Annotated in this window: 12 protein-coding genes and 1 pseudogene; 3 read left to right on the top strand and 10 right to left on the bottom strand. The window is 63.3% G+C overall.

Annotation, left to right across the window (positions count from 1 at the left end):
• Positions 1-43: 43 nt before the first annotated feature.
• The 6 genes from P1L41_RS17420 to P1L41_RS17395 all read right to left on the bottom strand — a co-directional run bounded on the left by P1L41_RS17420 (position 44) and on the right by P1L41_RS17395 (position 6,631).
• Positions 44-1,336, bottom strand: coding sequence for an MFS transporter (locus P1L41_RS17420; RefSeq protein WP_276298718.1), 1,293 nt, complete (start codon positions 1,334-1,336; stop codon positions 44-46).
• Between the two features lie 180 nt (positions 1,337-1,516).
• Positions 1,517-2,299 (bottom strand): cyclase family protein, encoded by a 783-nt coding sequence (locus P1L41_RS17415; protein WP_276298717.1) that lies wholly within the window; start codon positions 2,297-2,299, stop codon positions 1,517-1,519.
• Positions 2,300-2,366: 67 nt separating this feature from the next.
• Positions 2,367-3,353, bottom strand: coding sequence for an amidohydrolase family protein (locus P1L41_RS17410; protein ID WP_276298716.1), 987 nt, complete (start codon positions 3,351-3,353; stop codon positions 2,367-2,369).
• Between the two features lie 90 nt (positions 3,354-3,443).
• On the bottom strand, positions 3,444-4,445 hold the full coding sequence (locus P1L41_RS17405; protein WP_276298715.1) for an alpha-ketoacid dehydrogenase subunit beta: 1,002 nt from the start codon (positions 4,443-4,445) through the stop codon (positions 3,444-3,446).
• A gap of 1 nt (position 4,446) precedes the next feature.
• Positions 4,447-5,421: a thiamine pyrophosphate-dependent dehydrogenase E1 component subunit alpha gene (locus P1L41_RS17400; protein WP_276298714.1), complete on the bottom strand. Its 975-nt coding sequence runs from the start codon at positions 5,419-5,421 to the stop codon at positions 4,447-4,449.
• Between the two features lie 121 nt (positions 5,422-5,542).
• Positions 5,543-6,631 carry a zinc-dependent alcohol dehydrogenase gene (locus P1L41_RS17395; RefSeq protein ID WP_276298713.1) on the bottom strand — a complete coding sequence of 363 codons (1,089 nt, stop codon included), beginning with the start codon at positions 6,629-6,631 and terminating at the stop codon, positions 5,543-5,545.
• A gap of 196 nt (positions 6,632-6,827) precedes the next feature.
• Between P1L41_RS17395 and P1L41_RS18695 the strand changes: the two are divergent.
• The 3 genes and pseudogenes from P1L41_RS18695 to P1L41_RS17385 form a co-directional block, all read left to right on the top strand.
• A pseudogene (locus tag P1L41_RS18695) lies at positions 6,828-7,046 on the top strand (hypothetical protein); the annotation flags it as partial.
• Positions 7,047-7,841, top strand: coding sequence for an ABC transporter permease (locus P1L41_RS17390; protein WP_276298712.1), 795 nt, complete (start codon positions 7,047-7,049; stop codon positions 7,839-7,841). It begins immediately after the preceding pseudogene.
• A 2-nt stretch (positions 7,842-7,843) separates the two neighbouring features.
• Positions 7,844-8,764 carry an ABC transporter permease gene (locus tag P1L41_RS17385; RefSeq protein WP_276298711.1) on the top strand — a complete coding sequence of 307 codons (921 nt, stop codon included), beginning with the start codon at positions 7,844-7,846 and terminating at the stop codon, positions 8,762-8,764.
• A 562-nt stretch (positions 8,765-9,326) separates the two neighbouring features.
• On the opposite strand, the gene P1L41_RS17380 is transcribed toward P1L41_RS17385, so the two are convergent.
• The 4 genes from P1L41_RS17380 to P1L41_RS17365 all read right to left on the bottom strand — a co-directional run bounded on the left by P1L41_RS17380 (position 9,327) and on the right by P1L41_RS17365 (position 15,398).
• Positions 9,327-10,742 (bottom strand): ABC transporter ATP-binding protein, encoded by a 1,416-nt coding sequence (locus P1L41_RS17380; protein ID WP_276298710.1) that lies wholly within the window; start codon positions 10,740-10,742, stop codon positions 9,327-9,329.
• 2 nt (positions 10,743-10,744) lie between these two features.
• Entirely contained in the window at positions 10,745-12,031 is a 1,287-nt protein-coding gene (locus tag P1L41_RS17375; RefSeq protein ID WP_276298709.1) for an ABC transporter ATP-binding protein, read from the bottom strand.
• A gap of 115 nt (positions 12,032-12,146) precedes the next feature.
• Entirely contained in the window at positions 12,147-13,988 is a 1,842-nt protein-coding gene (locus tag P1L41_RS17370) for an ABC transporter substrate-binding protein (protein ID WP_276298708.1), read from the bottom strand.
• A 177-nt stretch (positions 13,989-14,165) separates the two neighbouring features.
• On the bottom strand, positions 14,166-15,398 hold the full coding sequence (locus P1L41_RS17365; protein WP_276298707.1) for a M24 family metallopeptidase: 1,233 nt from the start codon (positions 15,396-15,398) through the stop codon (positions 14,166-14,168).
• Between the last annotated feature and the right edge of the window lie 84 nt (positions 15,399-15,482).

Here is a 15,482-nt window from a genome sequence, read left to right as displayed (position 1 = left end):
TCGCGTGACCACCCACTCCGTCTACCGGAGCGTCCGATTGTCGTCAGTCGGCCTCGGCGGGCTCTACGGGCGCTGCGGGACCGACGTCGTAGACGCGAACAACGGCGAGGACGATAGCGATGGCGAGTATCCCGAACCCACCGATCAGGTAGAACGCGGCCCAGAAGCCCGCGTGATCGATGAGCGCGCCGAACAGCGGCGGTGCGATGCTGCCCCCGAGCGTCACCCCGACGGTGATGATGGCGAAGTTCACCCCGAGGTCGGCCCGCTCGGAGAGGTTGTCGAGGAGCTTGTTGCTCGGTGGGTTGCCCATGCTTTGGGCGCTCGCCGCGAACACGATGCCGAGCGCCGCGAGCAGCGGCGGAATCGAGAGTGATCCAGCGACCACTGCACCGACCCCGAGCGCGAGGTACGCGGGCACGATGATCGTGGTTGCCGAGAGCCGGTCGGTGAGGAGTCCGCTGATGAGTGTGGCGACGGCGCTCCCGACGAACATCAGCGTCAGCACGGTGTTCGCCGTCGTCAGGTCGTAGCTGTACCCGTCAGTGAGCAACACGACGCTGAACGAACGGAGCCCCCAACCCGACATCGAGGCGACCAGGGCGAGTAGGGTGAGTGCGAGTACCGCCGGCGACTGGACCAGCGAGCGAAGCTGGGTTCGGACGCGCTGGCCGAGCGGCTTCTTCTCGGTCGACTCCGTGGAGTCGCCGCTTCGGCCGCCGGCAGACACCTCTTTGGAGACGCCGCGTGAGAGCACTACCACGGCGATGAGCGCGTACACGACACTGACGACCGCCACGAGCATGAACACGTCCCGCCAGGTCCGTCCGGCGATAGCCGAGACCGTGACGATGAGCGCCGGGGCAGCCCCGTATCCGAGATGGCCTGCGGTGTCGTGGACACTGAACGCCCACGCCCGGTTGTCCTCGCTCGTCGCGTCGGCCATCAGGGGATAGTGTGCGGGGTGGTGTGCGCCGATACCGACGCCCACGAGCGCCTGGCCGGCGAGTAACACGGTGAACGTCCCGGCGATGGCGATGACGAAGACACCGACGGCGGCCGATCCAAGGCCGATGAACAGCGTGAGCGTCCGGCTGTAGTTGTCCGAGAGGTAGCCGAAGGGCAGCTGGAACGCGGTGCTGGTGATGCTCATCACGCTGACCGCCAGGCCGAGCTCTGCCAGCGACGCGTCGAACTCGGTCACGAGGATGCCGAATATCGGCGGCAGGAGGACCAGAAACATGTGGTTCAGGAAGTGAGAGCCGCTGACGACGCCGACGACCCGCCGACCTTCCGAGGAGAGAGCCCGCTGACGGACTGCTTGGCGCCACGACATGAGCGGAGCGTTCTCTGGAGGTGGTTATAATCGTTGCGTCTCTACCACCGAATCGCCCGCCGGAACTGCCAGTGGTACGGATTCGTGTTCGCGTCGCGACTCCCTGCGGTCCGCCAGAAGAGAATAAAATAACGTGGTCCGGCGGTCCGCCGGCCGACTGAACCGTCTCCGGTCCTGTCCTTACAGGTCCTTGAACGCGACTGTGCGACAGAACGCCGCCTCGCCTTTGTCCCACTTCCACGGGAACGAGCCGAGGTGGACGCGTTCGTTGAGAATCGCGGGGTTGTCGATGTCCCCGCCGAGGTTCTCGACCATCATGAGGTTCTCCGGCAGCGCGTTCTTGTGCGCGTAGAGCCAGTCCTCTTCGGGCAGTACCTCCTCAATGGGTTCCCCGAGGGCGTCCTCGAGTTCACCGGGCAGGTCGAGGTCCTGTCGGTAGTTTCGGATGGCGGTGTTGAGCGGGTGCTCGATGGCCGGTGTGTCGTTGCCGACCCACGGGAAGTCCATCTCGATCCACCAGTCCGTGAACTCCTTGTGCGGGCCAGGGTGGCGCGCGAAGTACGTGAGTTCGTTCGCCTTGTCGCCGGTCTGGAAGTACTCCTTCCAGCCGGTGTGCAGGACGAGCATGTCGCCTTTCTTGATTTCGAGGTCGGCCTCGGCGGCGGCCTCCTTACACATCTCGGGCGTGATGACGCTGTACTCGTCGACCTTGTCGGAGATGTCCAGCACTAGGCCGGTACCGAACAGGCGGTCGAGGGGCATCTCTGCGATGTCCCACCCTTCCGGGGCGAAGTGCAGCGGGGCGTCGATGTGCGTCCCGATGTGGATCGCCGTGTTGATCTTCAGTGAATGATTGACGTCTTTGCTGAACCTGTGGACTGACTGTACCTCCGGGTCGTCGAAGTACGGCCAGGGCCACGTGTTCGCTCCCCACGGTTGATTGAGGTCGTATAATTCGACCATGCAAAACCCTCAGTTGGCCATGTATTAAAGATTGTGACAGGCGGCACGGGGGTCCGATTGCGTCAGTTCAGATGTCGAATAGTTCCGCTGCAGTCCCACCCATGATGGCCTCCTGCTCGTCGGCCGACAGGTCGAGCGCGTCGATGCTGTCGAGCGTGCCCTCGATGTTTTCCATCCCGAACGGGTAGTCGGTCCCGAACAGGAGGCGGTCACTACCGACCGTATCGATGGCCGCCTGCATCGCCGGTGGGTGGAACGAGATGGTGTCGTAGTAGAACTCCTCGACGTACTCCGAGATGGGGCGCTCGGGGGTCGACTCGTCATCGGAACGGAACTGGTCGTAGCCCCGTTCGAGTCGGCCGACGAGGTGCGTGAGCGCCCCGCCCATGTGCGAGAGCACGAGGTCGAGGTCGTCGTGGCGGTCGAAGAACCCGTCGAAGATGAGCCGGGCTATCTGGTGGGTCGTCTCGGTCGGGAACACGGTCATCGGCGTGAAGATCCACTCGTCGTCGTCCAGCTGCTGGCTCAACTGGTTGCGCCCTGGGTGGACGAACACGGGGAGTCCCGTCTCCTCGAGCTTATCGAAGACCGGGGTCAGTTCGGGGTCGGACAGCTTGCGGTCGCGAACCGTCGTCGGGAGCATGACGCCCTTGAGCCCCATCTCGACGATACGGTCGAGCTCCTCGACTGCTGCCTCGGGGTCCCGGAGCGGCAGCGGGCCGAGCCCGCCAAAGCGGTCGGGGTACTCTTCCTGGATATCGGCGTACCCGTCGTTGATCGATTGGATAAGTTCCGTCGACTGTTCGACCGAGAACGGTCCCTCGTTGGGGTTCGGCGTCGACGGTGAGAGGAGCATGTAGTCGATGTCGTTCTCGTCCATCCACTCGACTCGGGCCTCTGGGTCGCGGAACCCGGGGAACAGCGGGAACGAACCCGTAGTGTGGACGACGAACGGCATCCCGTCGCGGTCTTCGATACGAACTGACATGTCCCACTCGCGGAGTCGGCGCCGGAACGGTTCCGGCAGGTAGTGCGTGTGCACTTCGATGCGCATGTGGCACGCTTCGGCAGGGGGGGACTAAAAGGTATAGGCGTCGTCCTTCGAGGTGAGCGCAGTCTTCGGGGACCGCGTGGGGTGTGTCCGTTAGACCAGCGACTCGATCTCTGCCTTGATGTCGTCCTTGTCCGGGATGACTTCCTGTTCCAGCGGCGGGCTGAACGGGATCGGGACGTTCTCGACGCCGAGGCGCTTGATGGGCGCATCGAGCCGCCAGAACGCCGCCTCGTTGATCTGTGCGACGATTTCCGACTGCGCACTCGCGCTAAGCGTCGGTTCGTCGACGACGAGCGCGCGCCCGGTCTTGTCGACGCTGTCGGAGATGGTGTCGATGTCGAGCGGGTCGAGCGTCCGGGGGCTGATGATCTCGACGTCGACGGTACCCTCCAGCTCCTCGGCCGCGTCGATGGCCTCGTACAGCATGGCCTGCGTCGCGACCACGGTCACGTCCGAGCCCTGACGGACGACGGCCGCCTCACCCAGCGGCAGGGTGTACTCCTCCGTGGGCACCTCGCCCTTGCGGTTGAAGATGTTCGCGTGTTCGAAGAAGAACACGGGGTCGTCGTGGCGGATCGACGACTTCAGCAGCCCCTTCGCGTCGTACGGCGTCGACGCACAGACGACACGGATACCCGGCAGATGCATCGCCAGCGAGTGGAGCGTCTTCGAGTGCTGTGCGGCTGCCGCGAACCCGCCACCGTCGACCGTCCGGATGGTGAGCGGGAGCGAGAGCTTCCCGCCGAACATGTACCGCATCAGGCCGACGTTGTTCATGATCTGGTCGAACGAGACGCCCATGAAGTCCGAGTACATGATCTCGACGACTGGGCGCAGGCCGGCCGCCGCCGCGCCCAGCCCTGTGCCGACGATCGCGGCCTCGCTGATGGGCGTGTCACGCACGCGTGTCTCGCCGAACTTGTCGAGGAGTCCTTCGGAGACGCTGAACGAGCCACCGCGGTCGGCCACGTCGATACCCTGGAGGAACACGTCCTCGTCCCGCTCCATCTCCTCGTGCATCGCCTGCCGCAGCGACTCGGTGACGCTCTGTTCTACTGTTTCGGTCTCGACGTCCGGTATCGGTGTCGACATCTTAGAGTTCCTCCGCGTACAGCCCGTTGTAGGCTTCCTCGACGTCCGGGTAGGGGGAGTCCCTGCCGAACTCGACGGCGGCCTCGAGGGCCTCGTCTATCTCCGCTGTCAGTTCGTCGTACTCGTCTTCGGTGAGGACGTCGTCGTCGAGGAGCGTATCGCGGTAGGTCTCGACGGGGTCGGCGGTCCGCCACTCTGGGAGGTCCTCGTTCTCCTTGTACCACTGCGGGTCGCCCTCGTAGTGACCCTTGTAGCGGTAGGTCTTGGCCTCGATGACTGTCGGGCCGTCACCGGCGCGGGCGCGCTCGATGGCTTCGACGGTGGCATCGCGAACTTCCTCGACGTCCTGCCCGTTGACGATAACGCCGGGAATCCCGTAGGCGTCGGATTGCTTGACGAGGTCGCTGACCGGGTGCTGGACCTCGGTGTTCGTCATCTCCCCGTAGTGGTTGTTCTCGATGACGTAGATCTGTGGGAGATCCCACGTCGCCGCGAGGTGCAGTGCTTCGTGGTACGGTCCCTGCGCGGTCGCGCCGTCGCCGAGGTACGAGACGGCGACGTTGTCCTCGCCGCGGATCTGTGAGGCCAGCGCGGCGCCGCCGCCGATAGGCGTCGACGACGCGGTGATGCCGTTCGCGCCCAGCATCCCCTGCTCGACGTCCGCGATGTGCATGCTGCCGCCCTTCCCTTTGCAGTACCCCGTCTCCTTGCCGTACAGTTCGGCCATCATTGGGTCGAAGTCCAGCCCTTTCGCGATACAGTGGCCGTGACCTCGGTGGGTACTGGTGATGTAGTCGTCGTTGCGCAGGGGCGCACAGGTCCCCACAGCGACGGCTTCCATCCCGATGTAGAGGTGGACGAATCCCGGGAGTTCGTTGTCGGCGAACAGTTCACCGACGCGTGTCTCGAACCGGCGAATCCGTTCCATCCGCCTGAGCAGTTCTACTTGACTAGTCTCTGCGCTTGATTCCGCCATGTACCCTATCCCATTCCCCCCACCATATTATAATTCACGACTATGATACTCTATTACCGGCGGATACTACCGTATCGAGGCACGGAATCCTCGTGAAAAATGACAGTCTGCCAGCGGGTGCCTACTCTTGAATCGGCGTCCGCTCGATCTCGGCTGCGTCTTTCCCGGGGTAGAGCATCACGCGGAACGCGCCGCCTTCCCGTTCTTCGAACGCTTCGAGGGCATCTGTGAACTCCGAGAGTGTGAACCGATGGGTGACCAGCGGGTCCGTCTCGATGGTTCCGCGCTCGACCATCGACAGGGCACGCTCGCAGATCCACTCGGGGTTGGCAACGCTGCCGAAGATGTTCTTGTGCCCGACGACGATCTCTCGGAGGTCGACCGTGAGCTTCCGGCCCGGACTCGTCGACCCCGCGAGCACGACGTCGCCACCGCGGCGGGCCATCTCGACGGCCTGGCGGGCGGCTGTCTCCGTGCCGGCCAGTTCGACGACGAGGTCTGGTCGGCTCCCGCCGAGCAGTTCGGTGACGTGGTCGACCACGTCGTCGACTTCGTAGACGTTGACCGTGTGGTCCGCGCCGAAGTCGATAGCGGGTGCCAGGCGCTCCTCGCGAGTACCCGTCAGAATGACGTTGTCGGCCCCGCCGTGCCGGGCGATCTGCACCGCGCAATGACCGATGGCACCGGGACCGATGACGACGACGTCGTCGCCACCGTCGATACCGGCTCGCTCGATCGCGTGGAGCGCGACGCCGGCCGCTTCACAGAACGCCCCCTGGTCGTAGGTCATCGACCCGAGCAGGTGCAGGGCGCGCGTGTCCACCGCGACGTACTCGGCGAGGCCGCCGTTCGAGGTGAACCCGATGTGCGAGTGACCGTGGTCCGACTCGCCGTAGTGCTCACAGAGGTTGTACAGTCCCTCCATGCATCTCGCACACTCCCCACACCCGACGTGGGGTTCGGCGGCGACGCGGTCGCCCGGCTCGAGGCGGACAACGTCCTCCCCGACCTCCACAATCTCGCCCGACCACTCGTGGCCGGGGATATGGGGGTACTCCGTCGCACCGTACTCGCCGTGGAGGATTTTCACGTCGCTGCCACAGATGGTCGACGACTCGACACGGACGAGGGCCTCACCCGGACCCGGTTCGGGACGTTCGACCTCGCGGATCTCTATCTCGTCAGGTTCCGGAAAGACTACTGCCTGCATGGCTACACGTGTCAAGACGTGGGGGCCACATAAATTCGTGGGGCCGTCCCGGTCGCGACGGGTGGGCTCTCTCTGAAACGACCTAAGGTAGTTTCAATGACCGCGACATCCCGCCGTCGTGATGTTTTGTTGTTCATTGATGTCCGTGGGAGTTTGGCACAAGTATAAGTGGGTTCGTTAGCAACGTGGAAACAGGATGGAACCGAAAGATTATGCTATCCGCCGGATACTGTGGTCAATACCCACACTGCTGTTCGTAACGGTGGTGCTGTTCGTCCTGACACGTCTGTCAGGCTCACCGATTGCGATCTATGTCGGCAGGTTCACCACGGAAGAACAGGTTGCACAGCTTCGGGAGACGTACCACCTCGGAGAACCGATATACGTCCAGTACTTCTACTGGCTCAGAGGTATTTTGCAGGGTGACTTCGGCTGGTCACCGAGTGCCGGAACGGCAGTCACCGACGCCATCGCGACGTTCGCCCCGGCGACGATCGAACTCGCCGTCGCGGGCCTGCTCATCGCGCTCGTGGTGAGTCTCACGCTGGGGACTCTCGCCGGGAAGTACCAGGACACGTGGATCGACCACGTCTCCCGGGCGCTCGCGGTCGGTGGACTGTCGACGCCGCAGTTCTGGTCCGCACTCATCTTCGTGTGGCTCTTCTTCGTCCAGCTGGGGTGGTTCCCGCTGGGACGGGCGACGCAGTCAGTCTTCCTGACCATCGACCACCCGACCGGGATGTACACGGTCGACTCTATCCTCGCACTGAATCTCGAGGCATTCATCGACGCGGTCAAGCACATCGCGATGCCGGCGATGGTGCTTGGCTACACGAACGCGGCGCTGATTATGCGTCACCTCCGCGGTGAGATGGTCGAGAAGAAGAACAAGGATTACGTCACGGCTGCCCGCGCACGCGGGGTCAACAACGACACGGTCTACAAGCGCCACGTCCGCCGTAACTCGCTCATCCCGACGCTGACCATCGCCGGTCTCAGTTTCGCGTTCCTGCTGCGGGGCGCAATCCTTGTCGAGATCGTGTTCAACTACCCTGGGTTGGGGACGTGGATTGCTGCTGCGGCGACGTCGAACGACTTCGCCGCGCTGATGGGGTTCATCATCATCACCGCCATCGCCGTCATCTCGGTGAACCTGATCGTCGACATACTGTACGCGTACCTCGACCCGCGAATCGAACTGGGTGAGTAATCATGTTGCAAACGATACTCTCCGTCATCAACCAGACGGTCGATCGAAGGTCGCTCGAACGGCGGTACAGCCGAATCAAGAAGATCTCGCGCGAGATGCTCGCGAACCCGCTCACTGCGATCGGGCTCGTGATCGTCGCCACGTTCATCTTGGTCGGCCTGCTGGCGCCGGTCATCCGACCGCCGGTCAGCGACCAGGTCTACCAGATGCCACGCGTCTGGGGCACCCAGCTGGCGCCGCCGCTGACGCCAGGCCACCTGCTTGGAACGACCCGGACCGGTGGGGACATCCTCTATGGCATCGTCTGGGGCTCGCGCCTCTCGATCGCCATCTCGCTCGGCGTCGTCACCATCTCGGTCTTCATCGGCGTCCTCTTCGGGACGGTCGCCGGCTTCGTCGGCGGGAACGTCGACGAGATTCTCATGCGAGTCGTCGACGGGATGATCGCGATTCCCGCCATCGTCCTCGCGCTGGCGCTGGTCGTCGCGCTCGGCCCGTCGTACCTCAACATCGGTATCGCACTCTCCGTGATGCTGTGGGGGACCTACGCCCGCATCATCCGTGGTGAGGTCATCCACGTGAAAAACGAGGAGTACGTCGACGCGGCGCGGGTGACTGGCGTCAAGGAGCACACCCTCGTGCTCAAAGAGGTGCTGCCCAACGCCATCCAGCCAATCTTCATCCAGGCGACGCTGGAGATGGGGAGCGTCGTCATCATCGCGTCCGGGCTGGCCTTCATCGGGCTCGCCGAGCCGGGACTCGCGGAGTGGGGCCGTCTGACCGCCCAGGGGCAGCAGGACCTGCTCCGTGGCGCCTGGTGGCCGTCGCTCGTTCCGGGTATGGCGATCTTCCTGTGGGCGTTCGCCTGGAACATGATCGGCGACGGACTCCGTGACGTGCTCGACCCAGAACGGCACGACTGAACACCGCGGCATCTTTTCGGTTTACGCCTCGCTTTGCAGAGCCGTTGGTCGCAGCGACACAGTGCCATCTCCATCATCTCCACTCGGCCGCGAGCCGAACGCTCAGCTGGTCTGTGGCGGCTGTCCATGGCGCGTGCGCCTCTCCGGCGCTGTCAGCACTGGTACGGAACAGTACAGAGGGTCAAGCACTATCTCTGGGTATCACCGTCCATCCCGCTGACTCAGAAGGGTTCTCGCTGACGGAGTGATGCTCGCACGCACAAATTAGAAAGCCGAACGGGACTTCGAAGTCAGACAACGGTTCGTTGGTCAGATAGCAGGAGTCCGCCATCGATGTGGGGTGGGGATGTCCCAGTCCGAGACCCAACCCGTCTGCTGGATACCGGGTGATTCCCTGAGGAAACGTGGGCTTACCACCAATTGACGTCTCATTCGAGAGAGCCGTTCGCAGCGAGGTGGGAGGCGACCGATCCGATACGCGACTCAACTGTCCGGCAGTCAATCGGATGTGCGCGCGGTGTACGTTCGGCGAAGAAGGGATGTCGGTGACAGCAGTACGCAGTTACTCTAGTTCCGCCGCGTACTCCTCGTCGTAGAGGTGACAGGCGACGGTGCGGCCCGGCTGGTCCTCGATGAGCTCCGGCGTCTCGGACTCACGGAACGAGAGCGTGACCGTCCGCCCGTCGACAGAGACGTCCGTGATTGCTTCGAAGGGAATCTCGTTGAACGACCGTAGCGTGTCGTCCTCACCCGCGAGTGCACGTCGCGCGTCGTCGATGTCGGTGCTCCCGTCGAATGTAAAGCTCGCCTCGTACCCGTCGAACTCCGTGTCTTCGAGCGTGTCGTTCAGCTCTTCGACGAACGGGTCCTTGGTCACGTTGGCCTGGACTATCGAGAGCACGTCTGTACCGCTCCAGCCACAGAACGATTCGGCCTTGTGACACCGGGTGTGGAAGAAACACCCCCTCGGCCGGTCCTGCGGGTCCGGGACGTCACCACGGAGTCTGATGCGCTCCTCTCTGTCCATCTCGATGGCCGGGCTCGACGAGATGAGCGCCTCGGTGTAGGGATGCTGCGGGTCCGAGAACAGTTCCGCGCGTGAGGCGTTCTCGACGATCTTCCCGAGGTACATCACGGCGATGTCGGTCGCCATGTGACGGATGACCCCAAGGTCGTGGGTGATGAACAAGTATGTCAATCCCAAGTCGGCCTGGAGGTCCTGCAGGAGATTCAGGATCTGGGCCTGCACGCTCACGTCGAGCGCGCTCGTCGGCTCGTCGAGCACGACGAAGTCCGGGTTCGTGGCAATCGCGCGGGCGATGGCGACACGCTGTTTCTGTCCGCCCGAGAGCTGGTGGGGGTACCGATACAGGAAGTCCGCACCCAGCCCGACTTTTTCGAGTAGGTCTGCAATGCGGTCTTCTCGTTCCTCGGCGGACATGTCCGTGTGGACCTTCAACGGTTGCTCGACCGTCTGTCGGATGAGCTTTCGTGGGTTGAGCGAGCTGTTCGGGTTCTGGAAGACGAACTGCGTGTTCTGGCGGTAGTGTTTCGCACGCTTGCCCGAGATGGTGTTGATCTCGTACTCCTTTCGGAGTTCCTTGAGTCGGTTTTTCTCCTCCTGCGAGCGCTCCCCTTCTGGCGTGGACTCCAGGTCAGAGATTTCGTCTGCAGTCTCTTCCGGGACGTCGAAGTAGATGTTCCCACCAGTGGGTGCATTGAGATTGACGAGGACGCGCGCGAGCGTCGACTTGCCACAGCCACTTTCGCCGACGACACCCTGTATCTCACCGCGGCGGATGCGGATGTCGACGTTGTCGACGGCTTTCACCTCACTGATCTTCCGTTGCAGCACGCCGCCGGTGACCGGGTAGTACTTCTTGACCCCGGTACACTGCATGATGATCTCGTTCTCCGTCTCACTGCTGAGCGATGCGCCGACATCCGAAACGGTCGATGTGTCTGTAGATTGAGCCATTATTAGTTACCGTTGTTCTCGTCTTCAGTGTACAGGTGACACGCGACTGTGTGCCCGTCCTCCTCTTCGAGTATCTCCGGACTCTGCTCCGAACAGTGGTCCATCACGTCGGGACAGCGGGTACAGAACCGACATCCCTCGGGGGGATTCGTCAGGTCCGGAATCGAACCATCGATTCCCTCCAGCCGCTTACCGACCCGCGCTTCGGACGGAATCGACTTGATGAGCCCCCTCGTGTACGGGTGAAGCGGGTTGTTGTATACCTGTTCGACGTCGCCGATCTCGGCCATACTCCCGGCGTACATGACGCCGACGCGGTCGGCGATGTCCCGGACCAGTTCGAGGTCGTGCGTAATGTAGAGGATGCCCGTGTCGTACTGGTCCTGTAGATCCCCGATAAGTTCGAGAATACGGGCCTGCGTGGTCACGTCGAGCGCCGTCGTCGCCTCGTCGGCGATAAGCAGGTCGGGTTCTGCCGCCAGCGCCATCGCGATCATGACCCGCTGGAGCTGGCCGCCGGACAGCTCGTGTGGGTAATCGGTCAGTACGTCCTTCGGCTGGGGCACCTGCGTCTGGCCCAGGAGTTCCAGACTCCGCTCCCGAACGACCCGGTCGATGGCCTGCTTGTGCTTTCGGAACGGCGGGACCGAACCGATCCAGGAGAGTATCGTCGAACGTTCCGCCGTCGCGCGGTCACGCGCAAGCGCGCCCGAGAGCGGGTCGAGATTGTCCACGTCGACGCCTGCCTCGCGCATCACGGAGCGGCCCTGATGGGCCAGGATCGCCTCCGCGAGGTGTGAGCGGATGGTCAGCGACGGATTGAGCGTCGCCTCCGGGTCCTGGAAGATCATCGCGATGCGGTCGCCCCGCATCTGCTCCATCTCTTTCGTCGTGATAGAGAGCAGGTCCTCCATCCCGTAGCCGGTCGAGCCACAGGCCTCGCAGCCAGCGCCGCCACATTCCGTACAGTCGCCTTCGGAGCGCATCAGCACTCGCCCACTGGGGTACCGTCCCGGGGGTGTCGGTACCAGCTGCATGAACGACCGGGCAGTGATGCTCTTGCCACAGCCGGTTTCACCGACGAGTGCGAATATCTCACCTCGGAAGAGGTCGAAGTCGACGCCGTCGAGCGCCTTGACCACACCTCTGTCGGTGTCGAAATGCAACCGCAGGTCTTCGACCCGCGCGAGTAATCTATCAGCGTCTGACTCGGTTCCCGCAGCGGGCTCGCTCATGTCGAGTTGATTGTCGCCAGTCGCAGCCCCTGGGCTAGTGGGAGAGTCTGACATTAACAATACACACAGTACGGTAGTAATTAGTCTTTTTGATGGATGACAGTCAGAAATTCGCCAGTGCAGCCGCTCAGTATCCAGTGAACGACAGAAACGGGCGGCGAAGCCCTAGTTAGAAGTCGATCGGGTCACACTGCGAGATGTCCCACCGCTTGGCGATGGGCTGCGACGCGACCGGGCTGGTCTCGGGCTCGACACACGGCAGCGTGATGCGGACGAGGCGCTCGCCGTTCATCGAGATGGCCGGCGGGTCCTCGTACCCGAGCGTCTGGAGCTCGGAGTAGAGCTCGGCACGACGGTCCGGGTCGAGCGACCGCCTGGCCTCTGCGGCCGCTTCGAAGAACCGCTCGTCGATGTAGTCCTGGTGCCGACCGCCGGCGCCGGGCGGACCGTTGAGCAGCTGGTCGTAGTACGGGGCCGGGTCCGGACCGAACGCCGGGAAGCCACCGATGTCGCACGTGAACGCCCACGGCTCTTCGTTCCGCCGCTCGACGTACTGCGACTCGGTGAACGTCTGGGTGTTGATAGTGATCCGGTCGTTCAGGTTCTCGATGCTGTCCTTGACATAGAGGACCGCGTTCGCCGCTTCGGCGAAGTTCTCGGACATCATCGTGAACGTGAAGCCTTCCTCCCAATAGCCGGCCTCGCGCAGGAGCTCTTCGACCCTGTCGGGGTCGTAGTTGAAGTTCGGCGCGTCCTCGTCGTAGTACTGGAGTGGACCCAGGTGACACGGCTGGTTGGAGATGTAACCGTTCCCGCCCCAGACGGACTCGATGTAGTCCTCGTAGTCCACCGCGTGGCCGAACGCCTGCCGGACGTTGGGGTCCTGGAAGAAGCTCGACGGCACGGTGTCGTTGCTCGGCATGTCGTCCCTGTCGTACGGAATCTCGAAGTTGAAGAACAGGAACAGCTGGGCGAGCGACTCGTAGTAGTTGAACTCGGCGCCGGTCCCCTCGAAGGAGTCGACGCTGGCGAGTTCGTACCCCGACGCGTGTGCGTCACCGCGGTCGATGAACGCCACGGCGGTCGAGACGTCGGTCGTGATGCGCATGAAGATGCCACCCGGACCGACGGATTCAGGGTCCCAGTAGTCCTGGAAGTAGTCGTATCGGAGGTTGGAGCCACGGTTCCACTGTCCCAGCTGGTACGGACCGGTCCCGGCCGTGTTCTGGGCCATGAACTGGTTCCGCGTCCCCTCCTGGACGCCACCGTTGTTCTCGACGGCCTCCTGGCTGACGACGACCATGTTCTTCGACGGGATTGTCCCAGTGAGGAACGACGCGTCGGTTTCGCTGATGGTGATTCGCACCGTGTAGTCGTCGGGAGTCTCGATGCTCTCGATGACGTCCAGGTTGCTGGCGCCGGGCGCGAGGTTCATCGTCCGGACGCGGTCCAGGGAGAACCTAACGTCCGACGAGGTCATCTCCCCGCCGGTGTGGAACTGGACGCCCTCGCGGAGCGGGAACTCGAACGTCTGGTTGTCGTTCGTGATGAGCCCGTTGTCGACCGTCGGAACCTCCTCTGCGAGGACCGGAATCAGGCCTGAACCGCCCTGTTCGTAGAACAGCAGCGGTTCGTACGCGTTCATCGGGAAGACACCCCAAGAGGTGTTCGCCGTCGGCCCGACCGCGTGCGGGTCGAGGCTTGTCGGGTTCCCGTTGATGTCGGTGATGAGATACTGGTCTATCGGACCGCTTCCACCGTCACCGCCATCGCCGCCGTCACCGCCATCGCCGCCGTCACCGCCGGACCCACCGTCGCCGCCGGACCCGCCGTCGCCGGACCCGCCGTCACCGCCAGATCCACCGTCGCCGCCGGACCCGCCGTCACCGCCACAGCCGGCTAGAAGGGTTGTTCCTGCGCCAATCGCTCCGAGGACACCACGACGACGGAATTTCCGCCGTGAGTCTGATTTGGTTTCGTTATCCGAGTTGTCTGAGCTACCCGATGGCATGAGTACATGGTACTGCCCCCTGTACATAAAAGTTCGGCTTAAATTATGAGGAACACCGTGGTAGTGAAACGAGGAAGAAGCAATTGTTGCTCACTCTCGACCTTGGTGAAACACTCTCAGTCTGTATCATTTGGCTCACGCGCCCGCTGAACGCGCGAGTATACGAGACCGCGGGCGTTACACCTGCTGGATTGAGAGCGGATACTGCTGTAACACTTCTGGGCCGTCGTCGGTGACGATGACGGCCGACCCCAGTTGGAGCCCGTGACGCTCCTCGGTCGTGACGACGTTTGGCTGAACGACGACGACCATCCCCGCTTCGAACGTCCAGTCCTCGGTGACCGGATCCTCGGCACCCGGCCAATAGTTCGAGGCCGACGTTCCGACGTACGGGGGCAGGTAGCCGCTGCCGTATCCGTGCAGCGCCACGTCGTAGAGTTTGTACGGCGATGCCTCCAGCGGCTCGAGCGCAGCGTGGACGTCCGCCACCGTGTTCCCCGGCTGCACCGCGTCGAGCATGGCGTCGTACGTCTCCTTGGCAACCGTCCACATGTCGACGTACTGGTCGCTGGGCTCCGTGCCGACGGTGAACGTCCGATGGACCTGGCTCCGGTAGCCCGCGAACGACGCGCTCATCTCCGTCGTGATCACGTCGCCCGACTGTAGTTTCCGTTTCGACGGCTTGTGCCAGGGGAGCGGCTCGCCGGGCTCTGCGTCGTTCATCGGCGCCGAGGTGATGAAGGCCATCCCGAGCGCCCCATCCGTTTCGAGGTAGGTTCGGGTAAGCGCGTCCTGGAGCTCCGTCTCGCGGACGCCCGGCTCGGCAGCGTCTGCGATGGTTTCGAGTCCTTTGTCGGTGAGTGCTGCGGCGCGTCGGATACGCTCCAGCTCCGGCTCGCTCCGACGGCTGACCACGTGGATGAACGGGACTGTCGCGTCGACGAGCTCACCAGCAAACGCGTCTTCGAGGGCGTCGTACTGTTCGTACGAGAGTGACTGCTTGTATCGTGGGTGATGTCCGACGAGTCCAACGGTCCCGTCGCCGACGCCGCCGGCTTCGAGTCGGGTGGCGACTGATTGCATCGGGTCGGGCAGCATCACGTCCACGTCGTCGGCCTCCGAGACCTCCCGAACGTACTGTTTGTGGTTGCTGAGCCCGGCCAGCAGCAGTGAGTTCGCCTCCGGGTCGCGGAAGAAGACGAAATAACTCACGAACGGGGGCGAGTAGTTCGTGAGGTAACTGATGTGCGTGCCACCGAAGCCGGCGTCGCCGCAGATGACCAGCGCGTCGAGTCCCTCACTCACCATCATCTCGCGGACGGCCTCGCGACGACGGTCCATCTCGGCTGCCGAGAAGCGTCCGTAGTACTCGCGACGGCGGTTCTGCTGTCCGAGCCGATAGTCTTCCATGCTGCGCGAGTTCGAGGGGCCCGATATTAAACACCGGGGCGCGACTGACGGCTCGCGAACTACGGCACCTTCGTCTGCGCAGCG

Origin of the sequence: Haloarcula ordinaria, from assembly GCF_029338275.1 — an archaeon.
Taxonomy (GTDB): Archaea; Halobacteriota; Halobacteria; order Halobacteriales; family Haloarculaceae; genus Haloarcula; species Haloarcula ordinaria.
The sequence above is the reverse complement of the archived record's forward strand: the minus strand, read 5'-3'. Positions and strand labels throughout refer to the sequence as shown.